Here is an 18,510-nt window from a genome sequence, read left to right on the forward strand (position 1 = left end):
AATAGGGGGCAGAAAGAAGGTAAATATGACAGACTTATTTTCAAAAATCAAAGAAGTAACTGAGATTTCTGCAATCTCAGCTCATGAAGGTCCTGTAAGGACTTATTTGCGGGAGAAAATGACTCCGCATGTGGATGAAATGGTGACGGATGGCTTGGGTGGCCTCTTTGGTATCAAGCATTCGAACCTAGCAGATGCGCCTCGAGTTTTAGTGGCCTCTCATATGGATGAAGTTGGTTTCTTGGTCAGTGAGATTAAAGCAGACGGTACTTTTCGTGTAGTTGAAATCGGTGGCTGGAATCCTCTTGTAGTCAGCAGTCAGCGCTTCAAATTGTTTACTAGAGAAGGTCGGGAAATTCCAGTGATTTCTGGCTCTGTTCCACCTCATTTCCTACGTGGAGCTGGTGGGACACCAACCCTGCCACAAGCAAGCGATATTGTCTTCGACGGTGGATTTGCCAATAAGGAAGAAGCAGAAAGTTTTGGAATTCGTCCAGGAGATGCTATTGTGCCAGATAGCTCAGCTATTTTAACAGCTAATGGTAAAAATGTTATTTCCAAATCTTGGGATAACCGTTACGGGGTTCTCATGGTCAGCGAACTGGCTCAGGCCTTATCAGGTCAAGCTTTAGGCAATGAGCTATATGTCGGTGCTAATGTCCAAGAAGAAGTTGGTTTGCGTGGAGCTCACGCTTCAACAACTAAATTTGAGCCTGAATTGTTCTTTGCTGTAGACTGTTCTCCAGCTGGTGATGTATATGGTGGTCAAGGTGCTATTGGTGACGGAACGCTAATTCGTTTCTTCGACCCTGGTCATCTCATGCTGCCTAATATGAAAGACTTCCTGCTAACTACAGCTGAAGAAGCTGGTATTAAGTACCAATACTATTGTGCAAAAGGTGGAACAGATGCTGGTGCAGCCCATCTCCAAAACGGTGGTGTGCCATCTACAACTATCGGAGTTTGTGCTCGGTATATCCACTCCCATCAGACACTTTATGCAATGGATGACTTCTTACAAGCTCAGGCATTCTTGCAAGCAATTGTGAAGAAGTTAGATCGTTCAACAGTCGATTTGATTAAAAATTACTAAACTGATAATTGTCTTTTGTGATACTGCAATCAGTCAATAAAACCGCTCCGCAGTTACCTGAAGCTCCATGATTCTATTTGGTCATGGGGCTCTTTTAGTGGGGAAGACTAGATTGGAAGTATAGAAAAATTTTGATTTTAGCGATGAAAGGATAGTTGGCTTTTTAGAGTAATTTTGATTTTTTCTCGCTTTGTAATATAATAATTCTGTATATAAGTGTAGCCTACTAGAAAGATTGGGGTATGGATGATAGCGAAAACAGAAATGCAAAGAAGTCGTATGCATTATAGAAATACTTTGTGGCCCCTCTTAGTTCTACTTGTAATGGCTTTATCTTTTGTGTATTTTAAAGGGATCCTTCCGGATCCAAAACAGGTCAAGATTGGGGTGACCTACATGACCATGAATAACGACTTTTACAAGACCTTAAATGCGGAGTTGGAGAAGAAAACTAACCAGCAGGGCAGCCGACTTTACGTTAGGGATCCTGAATTGGATGAGGGCAAGCAGAGCCAACAGATTGATTTTTTCGTTCGAGAAAAGGTAAATGTCATTGTGATTAATCCAGTGAAAAGCAATAGTCCAAGTATCATTTCCTCTCTTCAGAAGGCCAAGAAAGCTGGGATTAAAATCATCGTAGTGGATACGCCAGTCAGCAAGGAAGTGGCAGTCGATACGACAATTGTTTCAGATAATTACCAAGCTGGTGTTTTAATTGCTAAAGATATGATGAAACGTTTGCCAGCTGCGAATATCCTTCTGCTAGAACATCGAAATGCAGTTTCTGCTATGGACCGTATTCGAGGTTTTGTAGAGACAATAAAAAATCAACCTCAGTACAAGATTATTTCCCAAAAAGAGACGCTTGGACAGACTGAAGAAGCAATGCCTCAAGTAAAAAGTGCCTTAGATGAAGGAATGGACTTTAATGTGGTCATGGCTCTCAATGATCGGGCAGCGATTGGTGCCCTAGCGGCTATTAAAAATAACGGCTTGAACCGAAAGCTTTCTATTTATGGCGTGGATGGTTCGCCGGATATCAAAAACTTTTTGGCTACAACAAGCGATATAGAGGGAACTGTAGCTCAATCGCCCATTCAGATGGGACGCAAGGTGGCACAGGTAATTGAGCTGATGCAGGAGGGGAAATCCTACGAAAGCCAATATCTGATTCCAGTTCATCTGGTTAATAGGGATAATATTAGTCAATACACAGTTACAGGGTGGCAATAATGAGACCTCAAAAAAGTATATTTTACAGCAAAATAGCCCTGATGGTCATCAATCTGGTTGCCATTGTCTATAATGCCTCTATCTATCTCTTTGCGACCAACTATGTAGCGGCTAAGGGCTTCAGTCACTCGCTCTTGGAGCGTTTGGATGCCATTCCGGGCTCTCCCAGCTTGATTTTTTGGGTATCAATTAGCTTGTATGCCTGCCTGCTCTTGGTCATGTACTATCGCGAGCGCCACCCTAATCAGCTGTCCGTCTATGACAAGGCGACTATTATTGAAATCCTGCTCATGCTTGTCATCTTTTCTGTCTTGCACTCATCTTACAATGGCTTGATTCTTTTGGTGTTTGCGGATATTTTCTATGGCTCTAAAGAGTTCAATGCTTCTAAAGACAAGAAGTACTGGTTTTCTTTCATTATTTTGAGCTTTGGCATGCTGCTCTTGTCCAACTATGACCTCATGTCGCTCTTTATCAAGCTACCTTCGCTGGATACTTATATTCGTTTTTACCCAGAGTCCGTTCGTCTGTTACTGCTTTTTGGTAAGAACTTTCTCTACTCCCTCAATATCGTTGTCTTTATGATTTCCTTGCTCTTCTATATCTTGTCGGCTATTACAGAGCGTCATCGGATTGAGGAAGAGCTGCGCATGGCTTCTCAGGCCAATCGCGAGTTGAACTCATATCTAGCTTTGTCCGAAAAGATAGCAGAAGACCGAGAGCGGAAGCGGATTGCCAGAGAGATTCACGATACATTGGGCCATGCCCTAACGGGAATTTCAGCGGGTATTGATGCGGTCAAGGTCTTGGTTGATATTGATACCAATCGGGCTAAGGAGCAGCTCAATAATGTTTCAGTCGTCGTTCGGGATGGTATCCGTGATGTCCGAGGCTCGCTCAATAAGATGCGGCCGGGAGCTCTGGAAAATAACACTTTGAAGGAAGCTCTGATTAAGATTATTCGTGAGTATGAAGCCATCTCCAATTTGGAGATTCATCTCCGCTACGAATGGGATAATATTGACTTGGATATTGCAAAGGAAGACATTGTCTTCCGGGTGATTCAGGAGTCTATTACCAACTCTGTCCGCCACGGCCATGCCAAGACCATCTGGATTGAGCTACTGGAGGAAGAAGAAGCTTATGTAATGACCATTCAGGATGATGGTATTGGCTTTGATGAACTCCACTATGGCTATGGCCTCAAGCAGATGCAGGAGCGCCTAATGATTATTGGCGGAAGCGTCCGCTTTGAAAATCGGGACGGTTTCTACACGCATATCGAAATCCCAAAAATAGGAGGAAGACATGATTAAGGTTTTAATAGCAGACGATCAGGCCTTGATTCGCGAGTCTCTGCAAATCATCCTGTCAGCCCACGCAGATATTGAGGTGGTCGGGACAGTTGGAGACGGCAAGGAAGTGCTGGAAAAGCTTCATCGGGTACGCCCAGATGTGATTCTGATGGACATTCGCATGCCAGTCATGGACGGTGTTCTCTGTACCAAGGCTGTCAAGGAGCAGTATCCAGATGTTAAGATTATTATTCTGACGACCTTTGATGACGATGAATTTATCTTCTCCGCTCTTAAATACGGCGCGTCTGGTTATATTCTCAAAGGGGTTTCGACAGAAGAGCTTCACGAAGCCATTCAGACAGTCTATCGAGGCGGAGCTATGATCAATCCCAATATTGCCACCAAGGTCTTCAAAATCTTTTCACAGATGGCCCAGTCCAACTTTGCTATCACGGTGACTGAGGAAAATGTTGAGGATATGAGCCGGACAGAGTGGAAGATTATCCAGCAGATTGGCTTTGGGATTTCTAATAAAGAAATTGCAGCTAAGCTCTTTCTATCAGAAGGGACAGTTCGTAATTACCTGTCAGGTATCCTAGCCAAGCTCAACTTGCGCGACCGAACCCAGCTGGCTATCTGGGCTGTGCAGACCGGAGTCACCCAGAGAGATTTTAGTAAGGAAAGCGACAAATGAAGTGGAGATTGAGACATTTGGCCCTGCTGGTTGTCCTGATCATATCTGTTGCCCTAGCTTTTGTATTTTGGGCTTCAGCTCAGGAAAAAGTCCTGCGTATCGGCGTCTATGCTGGCTCCAGCTGGGATGTACCTAACAGCCGCGAAAACAGGGTCTTGGACAGCCTGATTAAAAAATATGAAAAGACGCATCCTCATGTCAAGGTCGTCTATGAAAGCGGGATTCCCAAGGATGATTATGCTGACTGGCTGGCAGAGCAAGTCCTGAAAGGCGAGCAACCAGATCTCTTTATGGTACCAGAAAACGATTTTAGCATGTTGGCTTCGACGGGCGCGCTTAAATCCTTGGATACCCTCTTAAAGGATGATGAACGAAGGGCCTTTTATCCGGTGGCTTATGAAGCCGGGCAATATCAGGGAGTCAGCTATGCTCTTCCTGTTGAGAGCAATCCTATCATGATGTGTGTCAATAAAGACTTGCTTGAAAAAGAAGGAATTAGCATTCCTGAGTCAGGCTGGACTTTAGAGGATTTCTATGAGATTTGCAAGAAAGTAACCAAAGACACCAATGGCGATGGTGTGGTGGATCAGTACGGTATAACAGATTACACTTGGCAGCAGGCTCTGGTAGCTTATGGAGGCCATCTTACCGATAAATCCGGTATCAATGTAGACAGCTCAGAGATGCACCAAGCCCTGTCCTTTATGAGCAAATTAGATATGCTCAGTCGGCACTATAAGGTGACTTCTAATGACTTTGATGAGGGACGGGTGGCCTTCTATCCTATGAGTCTGGCCCAGTATCGGACCTACAAACCCTATCCTTATCATGTTTCCAAATATTCTAGCTTTTCTTGGACCTGTATCCCAATGCCTACAGCCAACAATCAGGTGATGGGAACTCAGGTCAAGACCTCGCTCTTTGCCATGTCTTCTAATACCAGTCAAGAAAAACTGGCATGGGAATTTATGCTTTTGTTGTCGCAGGATAAAGAAAGCCAACAGGCTCTATTTGAGAAATCTCAAGGGACTTCGGTCTTGCCATCTGTAGTGAAAAGTCAGCAGTCTAGAGCAATCCTACAAGCAGATGATTTTGGCTTGGATTCTTTGACTTCTGAGAGGTTGGATCGCATGATGAATCGCTCTATCATTGATATCAGCCTAGAAGTAGATCAACATACGATGGAGCGGATGGACTATCTGATTCAAAAAGCGATGCAGAATCAAGAGATTGATAGTTCCCTACCTAGTATTCAAAAGGAAATAGAAAGCGGAAAATAATCTGCTTTCTTTTTTTACATTTCAATCACAAAATAAACAAAGTTGACTAGACCAATATGACAATTGTCATATTCTTATTAACAAATGTCATCTGACTTACGTGACATTTGACAATATGAAACCGGTTCCATATCTTGTACAATAAAGTCATAAAGAAACCTTCATCATTTAAAGTCTGAATTGGCTAAGAGGTAGAAGGGTAAGGAGGCAGGAAAGATGAAATATCTTGTATTGGTCAGCCACGGTGGCTTGGCCGAAGGGGTGCAAAGTTCTTTGGGAATGTTTGCCGGCGACAAGACAGATCAAGTGATTGCTGTTGGTCTAAAAGCAGGTAAGTCAGTAGACGATTTTGCCTTGGAGTTTCGCCAAGCTTTAGCGGGCTTAGCTGAGGAAGATCAGGTTCTTGTGTTGGCAGATATTGTTGGGGGAAGCCCTCTTACTACTGCCTGCAATGTCTTGGCTGAACTTGGGAAACTAGACACAGCAGTTGTCCTAGGTGGTCTAAACCTGACTATGGCTTTAACAGGGCTAGTTATGAAAGATATGTTAGAAGGCAAAGAACTAGCTAGAACCATTCTTTCAGAAGCTTCAGCAGCTCTTCAAGAATTCGAAGTCGCAACCGATAGCGACGAAGAAGATGACGACGATATTTAAATACTTAAAGGAGATTTATCATGACAATTTCATTTGTACGGATTGATGACCGCATGATCCACGGTCAGACAGTTACTCGCTGGGCTAAGGAATATCCTTGTGATGGCTTAATTGCGGTCAATGATGCAGCTGCAGGGAATGCCGTGTTAAAACAGGCTTATAAAGCTGCTTCAGATAAGAAAACTTTTGTTTGGACTAAGGAAGCTTTCAAAGAAAAATCACAAAAGGTCTTGGATTCAGATAGTCGCTATTTCTTAATCACAAAGAATCCAATTGATATGAAAGAAATTTTAGTAGACCAAGGCTTTGTTCCAGCTGATGTCAAAGAAATTATCGTCGGCCCTGCTAATGATCGCCCAGGAGCAACGAAATTAGGAAATAATCAGTCCATTACTCAGGAAGAAGCAGAGGCAATTGAAGCAATTGAAAAGGCTGGTTATAAGGTGAAATTCCAATTGTTGCCAGATGTTTCCATCGGCTACTGGAGTGATTTCAAGTCTAAATTTGGTTTTTAATAATACTATAAGCGTTAAAGGAGGCTTATTATGACAATTTCTTGGTTACAGGCCGCTTTGCTAGGATTGTTTGCGTGTTTGTCATCCATGCCTGGTCTAGGTGGTACATCAATTGGTAACTATACTCTGGGACGCCCGCTTGTTGGTGGACTTGTTTCAGGGCTTATCTTAGGGGATATTAAACTAGGGATAGTCTGTGGGGTTGCCATGCAATTGGTTTATATTGCCCTGGTTACTCCTGGTGGTACTGTTTCAGCAGACGTTCGTGCGGTTTCTTATATCGGTATTCCGCTAGCGATGGTAGCTATTACGACACAAGGCTTAGCCTTAGATTCTTCAGATGCGGCGAACTTGGCTAAATCAATGGGAACTTTAGTAGGAACAGTTGGTACCGTTCTATTTTATGGTACAGCTACAATGAACTTGCTCTGGCAACACATTGGTTGGAAAGCAGTCGAAAAAGGAGAATTTAAGCGTTTGTACGCAGTAGACTGGGGCTTCCCATGGATTTCACACATTGTCTTCTCCTTCTTGCCAACTCTGATCATGTGTAAATTAGGGGCAGATGCAGTTACAGCTTTGAAATCAGCCCTTCCTTTGGATGGAATTCCAATGAAAACCCTCTTTACAGTGGGCTCACTCCTTCCATGTGTCGGAATCGCTATTTTGTTAAAACAAATTGTTGAAAAAGCTGTCGACTTTATTCCTTTCTTTGTCGGTTTTACTCTTGCAGCTTCTCTAGGATTAAATCTAGTCTCTTGTGCAGTCATTTCATTGATTTTCGCTGTTCTATTCTATGAAATTCAAATGGCTAAAAATGTCAGAGCTCAAGCAGTAGCAAGTACAGGCGTGATTGATGACGATGATGAGGAGGATATCTAAAATGGCAAAATTAACGAAAAAAACATTAGGAAAATCTTTCCATCATTGGTACTATGGTAACTTGACCTGCTTCTCACAAGAGCACATGCAGACTTTTGGTTATCTTGCGTCTATGCTACCAATTGTGGAAGAACTTTATCCGAAAAAAGAAGATCAAGCAAAGGCAATGCATACTTATACAGCCTTCTTCAATACTGAACCTCAGCTAGGTGCCTTGATTGTCGGGATTACAGCAGGGCTCGAAGAAGCGCGTGCAAATGGTGCTGACGGAGTGGATGATGAAACAATCAATGGACTTCGTGCTGGTTTGATGGGACCTGTTGCAGGTATTGGAGACTCGCTGATTGTTGGGACACTGATCCCGATTATCTTGGGGATTGCCCTTGGCTTATCAAACGGAGGATCTCCACTAGGTGCTATCTTCTATATCGTTGTCTGGAACTTGCTAGCTTACTTCGGTATGAAATTTGCCTATTTTAAAGGCTATGAACTGGGCGACAAAGCGGTTGAATTTCTTGTTGGTCCTCAAGGACAAGCTATCCGTAAATCTGTATCTATCATTGGTGGTATGGTTATTGGTGCGGTAGCAGCTACTTGGGTGCCTGTTAAAACGGCTTTCCAATTAAAAGACTCATCTGGAAAAGCATTCTTGGTTCTGCAAGATCAGTTAGACGGAGTTTATCCTGGACTTTTGACTGCATTATTTATCGTCTTTTGCTGGTGGTTAATGGCTAAGAAAAATCTATCTCCAATCAAAGTGATGCTGCTTCTTGTAGTTGTTGCATTTATTGGTGTATTACTTGGCTTCTTTAATCCAGGTTTGAAATATTAAAAGGAGAAATCATGACAGAACAAGAATTGATTCAAGGCTATGAAACAGAAATTCACTATCAAAAACATATGATTGAAAATCTAGGACGTTGGTTTAGTCTCTTCTTTACCATTGCGAGTATCGGTCTTGTTCTGATTTATTTCTTCCGCCAAACCAATATGATTCTTTTCATTGTTGGAATTATCCTAGCAGTGATAGGCATTCTTGCCATGTTAGTATTTGGTTATGGTATCTACAAAGGCCGACTCAATCTTCAAAAAGTCATTGATGATTTTGAAGCTAAAATCCAAATAAAATATTAAGCTAGATGCCCCTGATAAAAGATTATCGGGGGTTGATTATTAAAAATTTTCAGAAATTTTCTAAAAAAGTCTTGACATTGTATGAAATTAAGGGTATAGTATTAAACAATAAAAACAAGGAGAAATAAAATGGTTAAACAAACGTCATCACAGACAATTAAATTAAATACCTACTTTTACTTTAGTTTCTTTAGATAGACGTTTGTAGCCGAAAGGATACAAACGTTCCCCCGTTTGTATCTATGAAGCTAAAGCATTTTATGATGAATCCAGCTGATTAGATATCTTTTCTAACTGACTGGATAAAAGTGGATGATTGATCTCATCTATATCAGCACTTAAAAGCCAGTTAGAATGTAATCTAATTGGCTTTTTGTTTTTGAAAAAAGTTAAGGAGCATGATATGAAAAAAACACTACTTTCCTTGGTTAGTTTGGCGATGGCCCTACTTCTTGTAGCAGGATGCAGTTCTTCAAAGAAGTCGGAAAAACAGGTCCACATCGGGATTCTTCAATACGTGGAGCACGAGTCCCTGACAGCTGCTCGAAAAGGCTTTGAGAATGAGTTGAAAGACCAAGGGTATATTGATGGTAAGAATATCAAGATTGACTACCAGAATGCCCAAGGGGACCAGTCCAATCTCCAAACGATTTCTACGAGCCTACTTTCTAAGAATGACTTGGTTCTAGGGATTGCAACACCAGCAGCCCAATCATTAGTTAATCTATCGACTGATACCCCTATTCTCTTTACGGCGATTACAGATCCTGTCTCTGCAAAGCTCGTGAAGTCTATGGACAAGGTTGGCGGTCTAGCAACTGGTACCAGTGACCGAGTTTCTGCAAAGAAACAAGTGGCTCTACTGAAAAAAGTCATGCCCAATCTGAAAAAAGTTGGGATTATGTATACGACTAATGAACGAAATTCAGAGATTCAGGTGCAAGAGGCAGAAGCAGCGTTTAAAGAAGCTGGTATTGAGACAGTTGTCAAGGGGATTTCCTCCACTAATGATGTGCAAGATACTACAAAAAGCCTGATGAGTCAGACGGAAGCACTCTTTATCCCCGCTGATAATACCATCGTTTCAGCGATCACCTTGGTGACAGACTTATCTAAAGAAATGAAGGTGCCCGTAGTGGGAGGTTCTGTTGACGTGGTAGATGATGGGGTGCTCTTTACCTACGGGGCTGATTTTGAAGCTTTGGGTCGCCAAACTGCTAAAATGGCTATTCGAATTATGAATGGAGAAAAGGTCGATGATATTTCAGCCGAAGATCCTGAGACGCTAAAGGCAGTCGCTAATAAAGAAATGGCTCAGCTTCTAGGAATCGACATCAGTGCCATTGAGCAGGAGGAGCAGGCAAATGCTCAAGCAAAAAAAACAACTCAGAAAAGCGCTTCTACTAAAAATACTGCGAATCTGAAAGTGAATTCTCTTTCTAAATCTAAGCCGTCTGGTTCATCTGGTGGTCTTCTAGATATTGTACTCTCCGCTCTATCTCAAGGTTTGCTCTGGTCTATTATGGCTATTGGAGTCTTCATTACCTTCCGGATTTTAGATATTGCAGACCTGACTGCAGAAGGATCCTTCCCACTTGGTGCAGCAACTACAGCCATTTTAATTATGAAAGGCCTGAATCCTCTTCTAGCCACCATTGGCGGTTTCATTGCTGGAATGCTGGCGGGGGCAGTGTCTGGTTTTCTACATACCAAGATGAAGATTCCAGCTCTTCTGACTGGGATTATCACCCTGACTGCCCTTTACTCTGTTAACTTACTTGTACTAGGAAGTTCTAATCTTTCTCTTTCTGGGCAAAAGACCCTGGTAACTATGATGACAAGTTTACTTAGTCTATCCAAGACTGCTTCTGTCATTGTATTAGGGCTTGCTTTCGTTGCCTTTGTTATCTTACTTTTAATTGTCCTACTCAATACCCAGCTTGGCTTAGCTTTGCGGGCGACCGGAGATAATTTGACTATGGGGGCAGCCAATGGAATTAAAGTTGACCGTATCAAAATTTTAGGTTATATGCTTTCAAATGGTCTAATCGCTCTTGCTGGTTCCCTTTTAGCTCAAAATAATGGCTACGCGGATATGAATATGGGAACAGGAACCATTGTAAACGGCTTAGCATCGATTATCTTGGCCGAAGTCATTGTTAAATACCTTCCGCTTGGAAAACGTCTCTGGTCCATTGTGGTCGGATCCATCCTATATCGTTTAGTTCTAGTAGTTATTCTGGCTATGAATGTGGATGCTCAAATGCTTAAATTAGCCTCAGCTATTCTTCTTGCTCTCATTCTTTACGTTCCAGAAATTCGTCAAAAATTGCAGATTAAAGCAAACAAAACCTTAACACCAGGAGGTGACAGCTAATGCCTTTATTAACATTAACCAATATTCATAAGACCTTTGAAAAAGGAACAATCAATGAGAATCCTGTTCTCCGAGGCTTGGATCTCGAAATCGAACAGGGAGACTTTATTTCCGTAATTGGTGGGAATGGAGCAGGGAAATCAACCTTGATGAACTCTATCGCAGGTGTCGTAGAGATTGATGATGGAGATATCTTGCTTGATGGTCAGTCTATTAGAAAGTCTTCAGTAGCTGATCGATCGAAAAGTATTAGTCGAGTTTTTCAAGACCCGCGGATGGGGACAGCCACCAATTTAACGATAGAAGAAAACATGGCCATTGCCTACCGTCGTGGGAAGAAGCGGAGTTTTTTCAAACGCTCAATTACGGAAGAAGAACGCCAAATCTTTAAGGGTGCACTGGAACATCTCGGCCTAGGTCTCGAAAATAGGATGAAGACGGATGCTAATTTCTTGTCTGGTGGTCAAAGACAGGCTTTGACTCTTTCGATGGCGACCCTAGTTCGACCTAAGGTTCTCTTGCTGGACGAACATACCGCAGCTCTCGATCCTAAAACAAGTGATATGGTGATGAACTTAACGAAAAAAGTAGTAGAAGAGCAGAAACTAACAACCCTCATGGTCACTCATAACATGGAACACGCCATTGAGTATGGTAATCGCTTGATTATGCTCTATCATGGGAAGATTGTCGTGGATGTGAAGGGTGAAGAAAAGGAAAATCTAACGGTAGCTCAGCTCATGGATCTCTTCCATAAAAACAGTGGTCAAGTACTGAATGATGATGCTCTAGTCCTAGGGTAAGACAAAAAAACTGATTGGTTTTTCTGATCAGTTTTTTTAAGTTCTTTGAAGAAAAATAGTATTTTTTTCTTGACTATTTTTGATCAAGTGATAAAATAATAACTATAGATTAGCACTTGATAGACGAGAGTGCTAAAATTCAATCTCAGGAGGGATACTATGTTAAAACCATTAGGTGACCGAGTGGTCCTAAAAATAGAAGAAAAAGAAGAGAAAGTTGGCGGTTTTGTTATTGCAGGTAACAGTCATGCAGCGACTAAGACAGCCACAGTTGTAGCGGTTGGCCAAGGAGTTCGTACGCTGACTGGTGAATTGGTAGCACCATCTGTCAAAGCTGGAGACAAGGTTCTTGTTGAAAGCCACGCAGGAGTAGAAGTGAAAGACGGTGAAGAAACCCACCTTCTAGTCAGCGAAGCCAATATTCTAGCAATAGTTGAGTAAGATTAGAAAAGAGGGATAAAAAATGGCAAAAGACATTAAATTTTCAGCTGATGCAAGAAGTGCAATGGTACGCGGAGTCGATATTTTAGCAGATACAGTCAAAGTAACCTTGGGACCTAAAGGTCGCAATGTTGTTTTGGAAAAATCTTTTGGCTCTCCCCTTATCACCAATGACGGTGTGACCATCGCTAAAGAAATTGAATTGGAAGACCACTTTGAAAATATGGGTGCTAAGTTGGTGTCAGAAGTTGCTTCCAAAACCAACGATATCGCAGGTGACGGAACAACAACAGCAACTGTTTTAACGCAGGCTATCGTCCGCGAAGGAATCAAAAACGTAACTGCCGGAGCCAATCCAATCGGTATCCGTCGTGGGATTGAAGCAGCTGTTGCAACAGCTGTCAGCGCTCTGAAAGAAACTGCTATTCCAGTTTCTAACAAGGAAGCGATCGCTCAGGTTGCTGCCGTTTCTTCTCGTAGTGAGAAAGTCGGTGAATACATTTCTGAGGCTATGGAAAAAGTTGGCAACGACGGAGTTATCACTATCGAAGAGTCCAAAGGGATGGAAACTGAGCTGGATGTTGTAGAAGGAATGCAGTTTGACCGTGGCTACTTGTCTCAATACATGGTGACAGATAGTGAAAAAATGGTGGCTGATCTGGACAATCCTTATATTTTGATTACAGACAAGAAAATTTCTAACATTCAAGAAATCCTGCCATTGTTGGAAAGCATCTTGAAAACCAACCGTCCGCTTTTGATCATTGCAGATGATGTGGATGGCGAAGCCTTGCCAACACTGGTTCTTAACAAGATTCGTGGAACTTTCAACGTTGTTGCTGTTAAAGCACCAGGTTTTGGTGATCGTCGTAAGGCTATGTTGGAAGATATTGCCATCTTGACAGGTGGAACAGTCATTACAGAAGATCTTGGTTTGGACCTCAAGGATGCGACTATTGAAGCACTTGGACAAGCATCTAAAGTCACTGTTGACAAGGACAGCACCGTGATTGTCGAAGGTTCTGGCAATCCAGAAGCTATTGCTAACCGTGTAGCTGTTATTAAGTCTCAAATTGAAAGTGCAACTTCAGAATTTGACAAGGAAAAACTGCAAGAACGTTTGGCTAAATTGTCTGGTGGTGTAGCTGTGATTAAGGTTGGAGCTGCAACCGAAACAGAACTCAAGGAAATGAAACTCCGCATTGAAGATGCCCTTAACGCAACCCGTGCCGCTGTAGAAGAAGGAATTGTATCCGGTGGCGGTACAGCCTTTGTTAGCGTTTTAGATGCAGTTGCTGCTCTCGAATTAACAGGAGATGAAGCTACTGGTCGTAATATTGTACTTCGTGCCTTGGAAGAGCCAGTTCGCCAAATCGCTCTCAATGCAGGCTTTGAAGGTTCAATCGTCATTGACCGTTTGAAAAACTCTGAAGCTGGTACAGGTTTCAATGCAGCGACTGGTGAATGGGTTAACATGATTGAGGCTGGAATCATTGACCCAGTCAAGGTGACTCGTTCAGCCTTGCAAAATGCAGCTTCTGTTGCTAGCCTGATCTTGACTACCGAAGCAGTGGTAGCGAATCAGCCAGAGCCAGCTAGTCCAGCACCAGCCATGGATCCAAGCATGATGGGTGGCATGATGTAGTCATTAGCTAAAAGCTTAAATAACAAAAGGAGGAAAGATTTTTCCTCTTTTTTTACTGTTGAAACATAATTATTTCCTTGAAGATTTGAGCTCAGGCTTCCTATATGATAAAATAACGATAGAAAAAGGAGAAAATGATGATTGATGTAGAAGAAATTCTGAGCAAGATGAATCTCAACCAGAAAATCAATTATGACCGTGTCATGCAGAAAATGGTCCAGGTTTGGGAAAAGGATCAGAAACGTCCAACTATTCTTATGCATACGTGTTGCGCCCCTTGCTCGACCTATACCTTGGAATATCTCAGCCAATATGCGGATGTGACAATTTATTTTGCCAACTCCAATATTCATCCTAAGGCGGAGTATCAGAGGAGGGCTTATGTGACTCAAAAGTTTGTCAGCGACTTCAATGAGAAAACAGGCTATACAGTTCAGTATTTGGAAGCACCCTATGCACCTCAGGAATTTTTCCGAAAAGTTCATGGCCTGGAGGATGAACCTGAAGGGGGCGATCGTTGCAAGGTCTGTTATGACTATCGATTGGACCAGACGGCAGAAGTTGCGGTTGAACTTGGTTTTGATTATTTCGGTAGTGCCCTGACTATCAGCCCACATAAGAATTCACAAACCATCAACAGTGTTGGTATTGAGGTTCAAAAGGTCTATGCTACTCACTATTTACCGAGTGATTTCAAGAAAAATCAAGGCTACAAGCGCTCGGTGGAGATGTGCGAGGAATATGATATTTATCGTCAGTGTTATTGTGGCTGTATTTTTGGTGCCCAAGACCAGGGAATCGACTTAGTAAAAGTAAAGAAAGAAGCTACAGCCTTTATGGCGGGCAAGGATTTAGAAAAGGACCACTCTCATATCAAGTTCACAGTGATAGATTAGTTCTTGATAGACTCATAGTCTGTGGACAATAAAAAGAACTGCTCTAAGATAGATTGTTCTGTCTTGGGGCAGTTCTTTTTATTATATAAGTGTTTAAAAATGTAAACTTGGCTGATCATTATCCAATCGCGCAGCTGTTTGGTAGGCTAGGAAGAAGGTAAAAATAGCTAGGGCAGATAGGATGGGTCTTACAAGCGGTATTTCGGTTTCAATAGCTGAAAGCGGTGAGTTCCAGATGAAATGTAGGATGAAAGCCGCTAGGAAGTAGATAAGTCCTGTTTTGAAGTTGCTAGCATTCTTTTTGCGATAGCGAATCATGAGGGTCAAACCGAAAGCAGTCAAGCCTGTGTAGAGCCAATGTGAGGCGATTGAGCCAACCACGCGTCCCAAAATTCCTGAGATAGCGAAAGAGAAGCCTTCTGACATATCAGATAAGATATAAGAGAAGTCCTCACTGATTTGGAAACCAAATCCCGCTACAATTCCTAGAAGTAAGATAGACTTCAAGTTTTTTACAGGAACTAAGTAGAGAGCAAAGGCTACACCGATCAATTTGAGAGGCTCTTCGACAAGTGGCGCTACGATAGCACTTTCTAAATCATTAATAAAAGAAATAGATAAAGTAGAAACACCGTCATGGATATAAGTGTTGGCAAGACCAGAAGTCCATCCCGCGATGAATAGCCCGCCCAAGAAGGCGATGATTAAGCTGGCAAGTGGAGTCTTCCATTTTTTTTGAACGTGTAAAATGATTAAGCTAGCTGGAACGATATAAAGCAAGGCTAATAAGGCAGCCAGTCCAATAATGCCGTAGGCTTTGCCGGATAATTCGCCTAGAGTATAGGTCTTTGTTTCGTACTCGATTCCAATACAGATTAGAGCCAGAAATAGGAGAAATACTAATTTTTTCTTCATAAACTTCTTTCTAAGGTGAGCATAATGTGTTGAGTGATAAGAGGGAATTAGTCGTGATGAATCATGGACAAAATTTCCTGTCTCTGATGAACATTTTCTTTGTAAATTCCTTTTGCAACAGTCGTGACAGTCTTACTACCAGGTTTTTTGATTCCTCGCATAGTCATGCACATATGTTCGGCTTCAACCATGACAAATACACCCTCGGGTGACAAAGCTTCATCTAAGGCTGTCGCAATTTGGGCAGTAAGGCGTTCTTGTAGTTGAGGACGTTTGCTAGCCACTTCAACTGCACGGGCTAATTTGCTCAGCCCGGTGACTTTGCCATTGCTTGGTAGGTAGGCGACATGAGCAACACCATAAAAAGGTAAGAGATGATGTTCACACATGGAATGAAATGGAATATCTTTTACAAGAACGACTTCTTCATGACCTTCCGAAAATACAGCAGTAAATTCATCCTTAGGATCTCGACCAAGTCCAGAAAATACTTCCTGATACATTTTAGCTACTCGCTTTGGTGTGTCGAGCAACCCCTCACGGTCAGGATTTTCCCCAACCAATTTTAATAGTTGGTAAACAGTCTCTTGCAATTTTTCAAAATCAGACATAAAAAACTCCTCATCAGTCAAACTAGTCCTATTATATCGGAAAGGAACAGGGCCGTCAAATACTTGAGCAGTATCAGAATATCTCGTTCATGAAGTTTTAAAGAATTCTCTTGCTATTTCATGGAGAATCTAGTATAATAGTTATTCGTGAGAAAACCTCACTTACCCCTTGCAAAGTCTTGGGGTCATTAGACCAAAAGGAGGAAAAATCAATGGCTAAATACGAAATTCTTTATATTATTCGTCCAAACATTGAAGAAGAAGCTAAAAACGCTTTGGTAGCACGCTTTGACTCTATCTTGACTGACAACGGTGCAACTGTTGTTGAATCAAAAGATTGGGAAAAACGTCGTCTTGCATACGAAATCCAAGATTTCCGTGAAGGACTTTACCACATCGTTAACGTTGAAGCAAACGACGATGCAGCTCTTAAAGAGTTTGACCGTCTTTCAAAAATCAACGCTGACATTCTTCGTCACATGATCGTCAAACTTGACGCTTAATTAAGAAGGTAGATTCATGATAAATAACGTTGTACTTGTAGGTCGCATGACCCGCGATGCTGAACTACGCTATACACCGCAAAACCAAGCGGTTGCAACATTTACATTAGCTGTTAATCGTAATTTTAAAAACCATAATGGTGAAAGAGAAGCAGACTTTATCAATGTTGTCATCTGGCGTCAGCAGGCAGAAAATCTTGCAAACTGGGCTAAAAAAGGTGCTCTAGTCGGAATTACAGGTCGTATTCAGACTCGTAATTATGAAAATCAGCAAGGTCAACGTGTCTACGTCACTGAGGTCGTTGCAGATAACTTCCAACTATTGGAAAGTCGTACAAGCCGTGAAGGACAGTCTGGAGGCTATGCTCCAAATAACTTTGGCGGTAATGCAGCACCAAGCTTCGGAGGCGCTGACTCGTCTCACCAAGTACCGAATTTTTCTCGTGATGAGAATCCATTTGGTAACTCAAATCCAATGGATATCTCAGATGATGATCTGCCATTCTAATTGGACAAACTAGAACTATAATATAAAGGAGAAAACACATGGCTCAACAACGTCGTGGCGGATTCAAACGCCGTAAAAAAGTTGATTATATCGCAGCGAACAAAATTGAATATGTTGATTACAAAGATACTGAGCTTCTTAGCCGTTTCGTTTCAGAACGTGGGAAAATCCTTCCTCGTCGTGTAACAGGAACTTCAGCTAAAAACCAACGTAAAGTAACAACAGCTATCAAACGCGCTCGCGTAATGGCTTTGATGCCTTTCGTAAATGAAGACTAATTTGATTAATAGCAGGCTCTGACCTGCTGTTTTTTTATTATATCATTGACAAAATGTCAGTTAGGTGCTATACTGACCACAAGGAGGCAGAAATCATGCGTGATGTCAAGGAAGTAGAGGTACGGAGAGCAGAGATTATGTCTGCAGCCTTACAGCTCTTTGCCCAAAAAGGCTATCTAAAGACTAGAACTCAAGATATTATTGATAAGCTTGGAATCTCACGAGGTCTGCTTTACTATCATTTTAAGGATAAGGAAGACATTCTCTATTGTCTGATTGAAAAGAATTCTGAGCCCTTGCTGAGAAAGCTAGAAAAGATTAGCTATCAGCCAAATGTTGGGGCCAAGGAAAAAATCAGAGCCTTTATTGAGGCGACCCTTATCCCAGAGGAAAGCAGAACACAGGAAAATCAGGTCTTGCAGGAAACCGTCAATTTGGAGACCAATCGCTATGTTTTAGATCGCTTTTATCATAGACTCTGTGAACGGATGATTGTTTTCTTCACTCATATCTTGGAGGAAGGACAGAAATCCGGAGATTTTCATTTAAAATATCCACATGAAACGGCTTCTTTTCTCATGACTGCCTACGTCTTTGTGTCAAATGATATTAAGATGAGTAATGAAAAACCAGAGACTTTGCAGGATTATCTCACCAGTTTCCAGGTAATCCTAGAAAAAACCTTAGGATTAGAAGAATCTATTTTTTAGAATAATCGGCAGTTTTCTGCCTTTTATTTAGAAATTGCAC

The 18,510-nt window shown here is 41.9% G+C and carries 21 protein-coding genes; 19 read left to right on the forward strand and 2 right to left on the reverse strand.

Features of this window, described 5'->3' with window-relative positions; genetic code table 11:
* The first annotated feature begins 25 nt into the window (after window positions 1-25).
* The 15 genes from pepA to O3640_RS07350 all read left to right on the forward strand — a co-directional run bounded on the left by pepA (window position 26) and on the right by O3640_RS07350 (window position 14,945).
* Window positions 26-1,093: a glutamyl aminopeptidase gene (gene pepA / locus O3640_RS07280; protein WP_223344584.1), complete on the forward strand. Its 1,068-nt coding sequence runs from the start codon at window positions 26-28 to the stop codon at window positions 1,091-1,093.
* Between the two features lie 279 nt (window positions 1,094-1,372).
* Window positions 1,373-2,326: a sugar ABC transporter substrate-binding protein gene (locus O3640_RS07285; RefSeq protein ID WP_371586812.1), complete on the forward strand. Its 954-nt coding sequence runs from the start codon at window positions 1,373-1,375 to the stop codon at window positions 2,324-2,326.
* Entirely contained in the window at window positions 2,326-3,642 is a 1,317-nt protein-coding gene (locus O3640_RS07290) for a sensor histidine kinase (protein ID WP_223344581.1), read from the forward strand. Before O3640_RS07285 ends, O3640_RS07290 begins: the two co-directional genes overlap by 1 nt.
* Window positions 3,635-4,318 carry a response regulator transcription factor gene (locus tag O3640_RS07295; protein WP_012130913.1) on the forward strand — a complete coding sequence of 228 codons (684 nt, stop codon included), beginning with the start codon at window positions 3,635-3,637 and terminating at the stop codon, window positions 4,316-4,318. The genes O3640_RS07290 and O3640_RS07295 overlap by 8 nt, the downstream gene beginning before the upstream one ends.
* A complete protein-coding gene (locus O3640_RS07300) occupies window positions 4,315-5,598 on the forward strand; it encodes an ABC transporter substrate-binding protein (RefSeq protein ID WP_223344579.1) in 1,284 nt (427 codons plus the stop codon). The genes O3640_RS07295 and O3640_RS07300 overlap by 4 nt, the downstream gene beginning before the upstream one ends.
* Window positions 5,599-5,814: 216 nt before the next feature.
* Window positions 5,815-6,252 carry a PTS sugar transporter subunit IIA gene (locus O3640_RS07305; protein WP_008810036.1) on the forward strand — a complete coding sequence of 146 codons (438 nt, stop codon included), beginning with the start codon at window positions 5,815-5,817 and terminating at the stop codon, window positions 6,250-6,252.
* A gap of 20 nt (window positions 6,253-6,272) precedes the next feature.
* Window positions 6,273-6,767, forward strand: a complete 495-nt coding sequence (locus tag O3640_RS07310) for a PTS sugar transporter subunit IIB (protein WP_008810035.1) — start codon at window positions 6,273-6,275, stop codon at window positions 6,765-6,767.
* A gap of 30 nt (window positions 6,768-6,797) precedes the next feature.
* Complete coding sequence (locus O3640_RS07315; protein WP_008810034.1) at window positions 6,798-7,649, forward strand: PTS sugar transporter subunit IIC; 852 nt, start codon at window positions 6,798-6,800, stop codon at window positions 7,647-7,649.
* A gap of 1 nt (window position 7,650) precedes the next feature.
* The gene (locus O3640_RS07320) at window positions 7,651-8,481 is read left to right on the forward strand and encodes a PTS system mannose/fructose/sorbose family transporter subunit IID (RefSeq protein ID WP_048777245.1); all 831 of its coding nucleotides are present in this window, start codon (window positions 7,651-7,653) and stop codon (window positions 8,479-8,481) included.
* A gap of 11 nt (window positions 8,482-8,492) precedes the next feature.
* Window positions 8,493-8,783 carry a hypothetical protein gene (locus O3640_RS07325; RefSeq protein ID WP_012130909.1) on the forward strand — a complete coding sequence of 97 codons (291 nt, stop codon included), beginning with the start codon at window positions 8,493-8,495 and terminating at the stop codon, window positions 8,781-8,783.
* A gap of 403 nt (window positions 8,784-9,186) precedes the next feature.
* Window positions 9,187-11,160, forward strand: a complete 1,974-nt coding sequence (locus tag O3640_RS07330) for an ABC transporter substrate binding protein (protein ID WP_223344578.1) — start codon at window positions 9,187-9,189, stop codon at window positions 11,158-11,160.
* A complete protein-coding gene (locus tag O3640_RS07335; RefSeq protein WP_008810030.1) occupies window positions 11,160-11,963 on the forward strand; it encodes an ABC transporter ATP-binding protein in 804 nt (267 codons plus the stop codon). The genes O3640_RS07330 and O3640_RS07335 overlap by 1 nt, the downstream gene beginning before the upstream one ends.
* Before the next feature lie 159 nt (window positions 11,964-12,122).
* Entirely contained in the window at window positions 12,123-12,404 is a 282-nt protein-coding gene (gene groES, locus O3640_RS07340; protein ID WP_020992701.1) for a co-chaperone GroES, read from the forward strand.
* Between the two features lie 22 nt (window positions 12,405-12,426).
* Entirely contained in the window at window positions 12,427-14,049 is a 1,623-nt protein-coding gene (groL, locus tag O3640_RS07345) for a chaperonin GroEL (RefSeq protein ID WP_008810028.1), read from the forward strand.
* 137 nt (window positions 14,050-14,186) lie between these two features.
* Window positions 14,187-14,945, forward strand: a complete 759-nt coding sequence (locus O3640_RS07350; RefSeq protein ID WP_020992702.1) for an epoxyqueuosine reductase QueH — start codon at window positions 14,187-14,189, stop codon at window positions 14,943-14,945.
* A 93-nt stretch (window positions 14,946-15,038) separates the two neighbouring features.
* Here O3640_RS07350 and O3640_RS07355 read toward each other — a convergent pair whose 3' ends face one another.
* On the reverse strand, window positions 15,039-15,860 hold the full coding sequence (locus O3640_RS07355; protein WP_008810026.1) for a PrsW family glutamic-type intramembrane protease: 822 nt from the start codon (window positions 15,858-15,860) through the stop codon (window positions 15,039-15,041).
* Window positions 15,861-15,907: 47 nt separating this feature from the next.
* Entirely contained in the window at window positions 15,908-16,471 is a 564-nt protein-coding gene (gene folE, locus O3640_RS07360; RefSeq protein WP_008810025.1) for a GTP cyclohydrolase I FolE, read from the reverse strand.
* A 212-nt stretch (window positions 16,472-16,683) separates the two neighbouring features.
* On the opposite strand from folE, the gene rpsF reads away from it, so the two are divergent.
* Genes rpsF through O3640_RS07380 form a run of 4 tightly spaced genes read left to right on the forward strand, consistent with a single transcriptional unit; the run spans window position 16,684 to window position 18,470 of the window.
* Window positions 16,684-16,974 (forward strand): 30S ribosomal protein S6, encoded by a 291-nt coding sequence (gene rpsF / locus O3640_RS07365; RefSeq protein ID WP_002896497.1) that lies wholly within the window; start codon window positions 16,684-16,686, stop codon window positions 16,972-16,974.
* A 16-nt stretch (window positions 16,975-16,990) separates the two neighbouring features.
* Entirely contained in the window at window positions 16,991-17,482 is a 492-nt protein-coding gene (locus O3640_RS07370; RefSeq protein ID WP_008809864.1) for a single-stranded DNA-binding protein, read from the forward strand.
* Between the two features lie 38 nt (window positions 17,483-17,520).
* Window positions 17,521-17,760: a 30S ribosomal protein S18 gene (gene rpsR, locus O3640_RS07375; RefSeq protein WP_000068664.1), complete on the forward strand. Its 240-nt coding sequence runs from the start codon at window positions 17,521-17,523 to the stop codon at window positions 17,758-17,760.
* Window positions 17,761-17,813: 53 nt separating this feature from the next.
* A complete protein-coding gene (locus tag O3640_RS07380; RefSeq protein ID WP_084624310.1) occupies window positions 17,814-18,470 on the forward strand; it encodes a TetR/AcrR family transcriptional regulator in 657 nt (218 codons plus the stop codon).
* Window positions 18,471-18,510: the final 40 nt, after the last annotated feature.

Source organism: Streptococcus sp. 27098_8_75 (assembly GCF_041432475.1).
Classification (GTDB): domain Bacteria; phylum Bacillota; class Bacilli; order Lactobacillales; family Streptococcaceae; genus Streptococcus; species Streptococcus gordonii.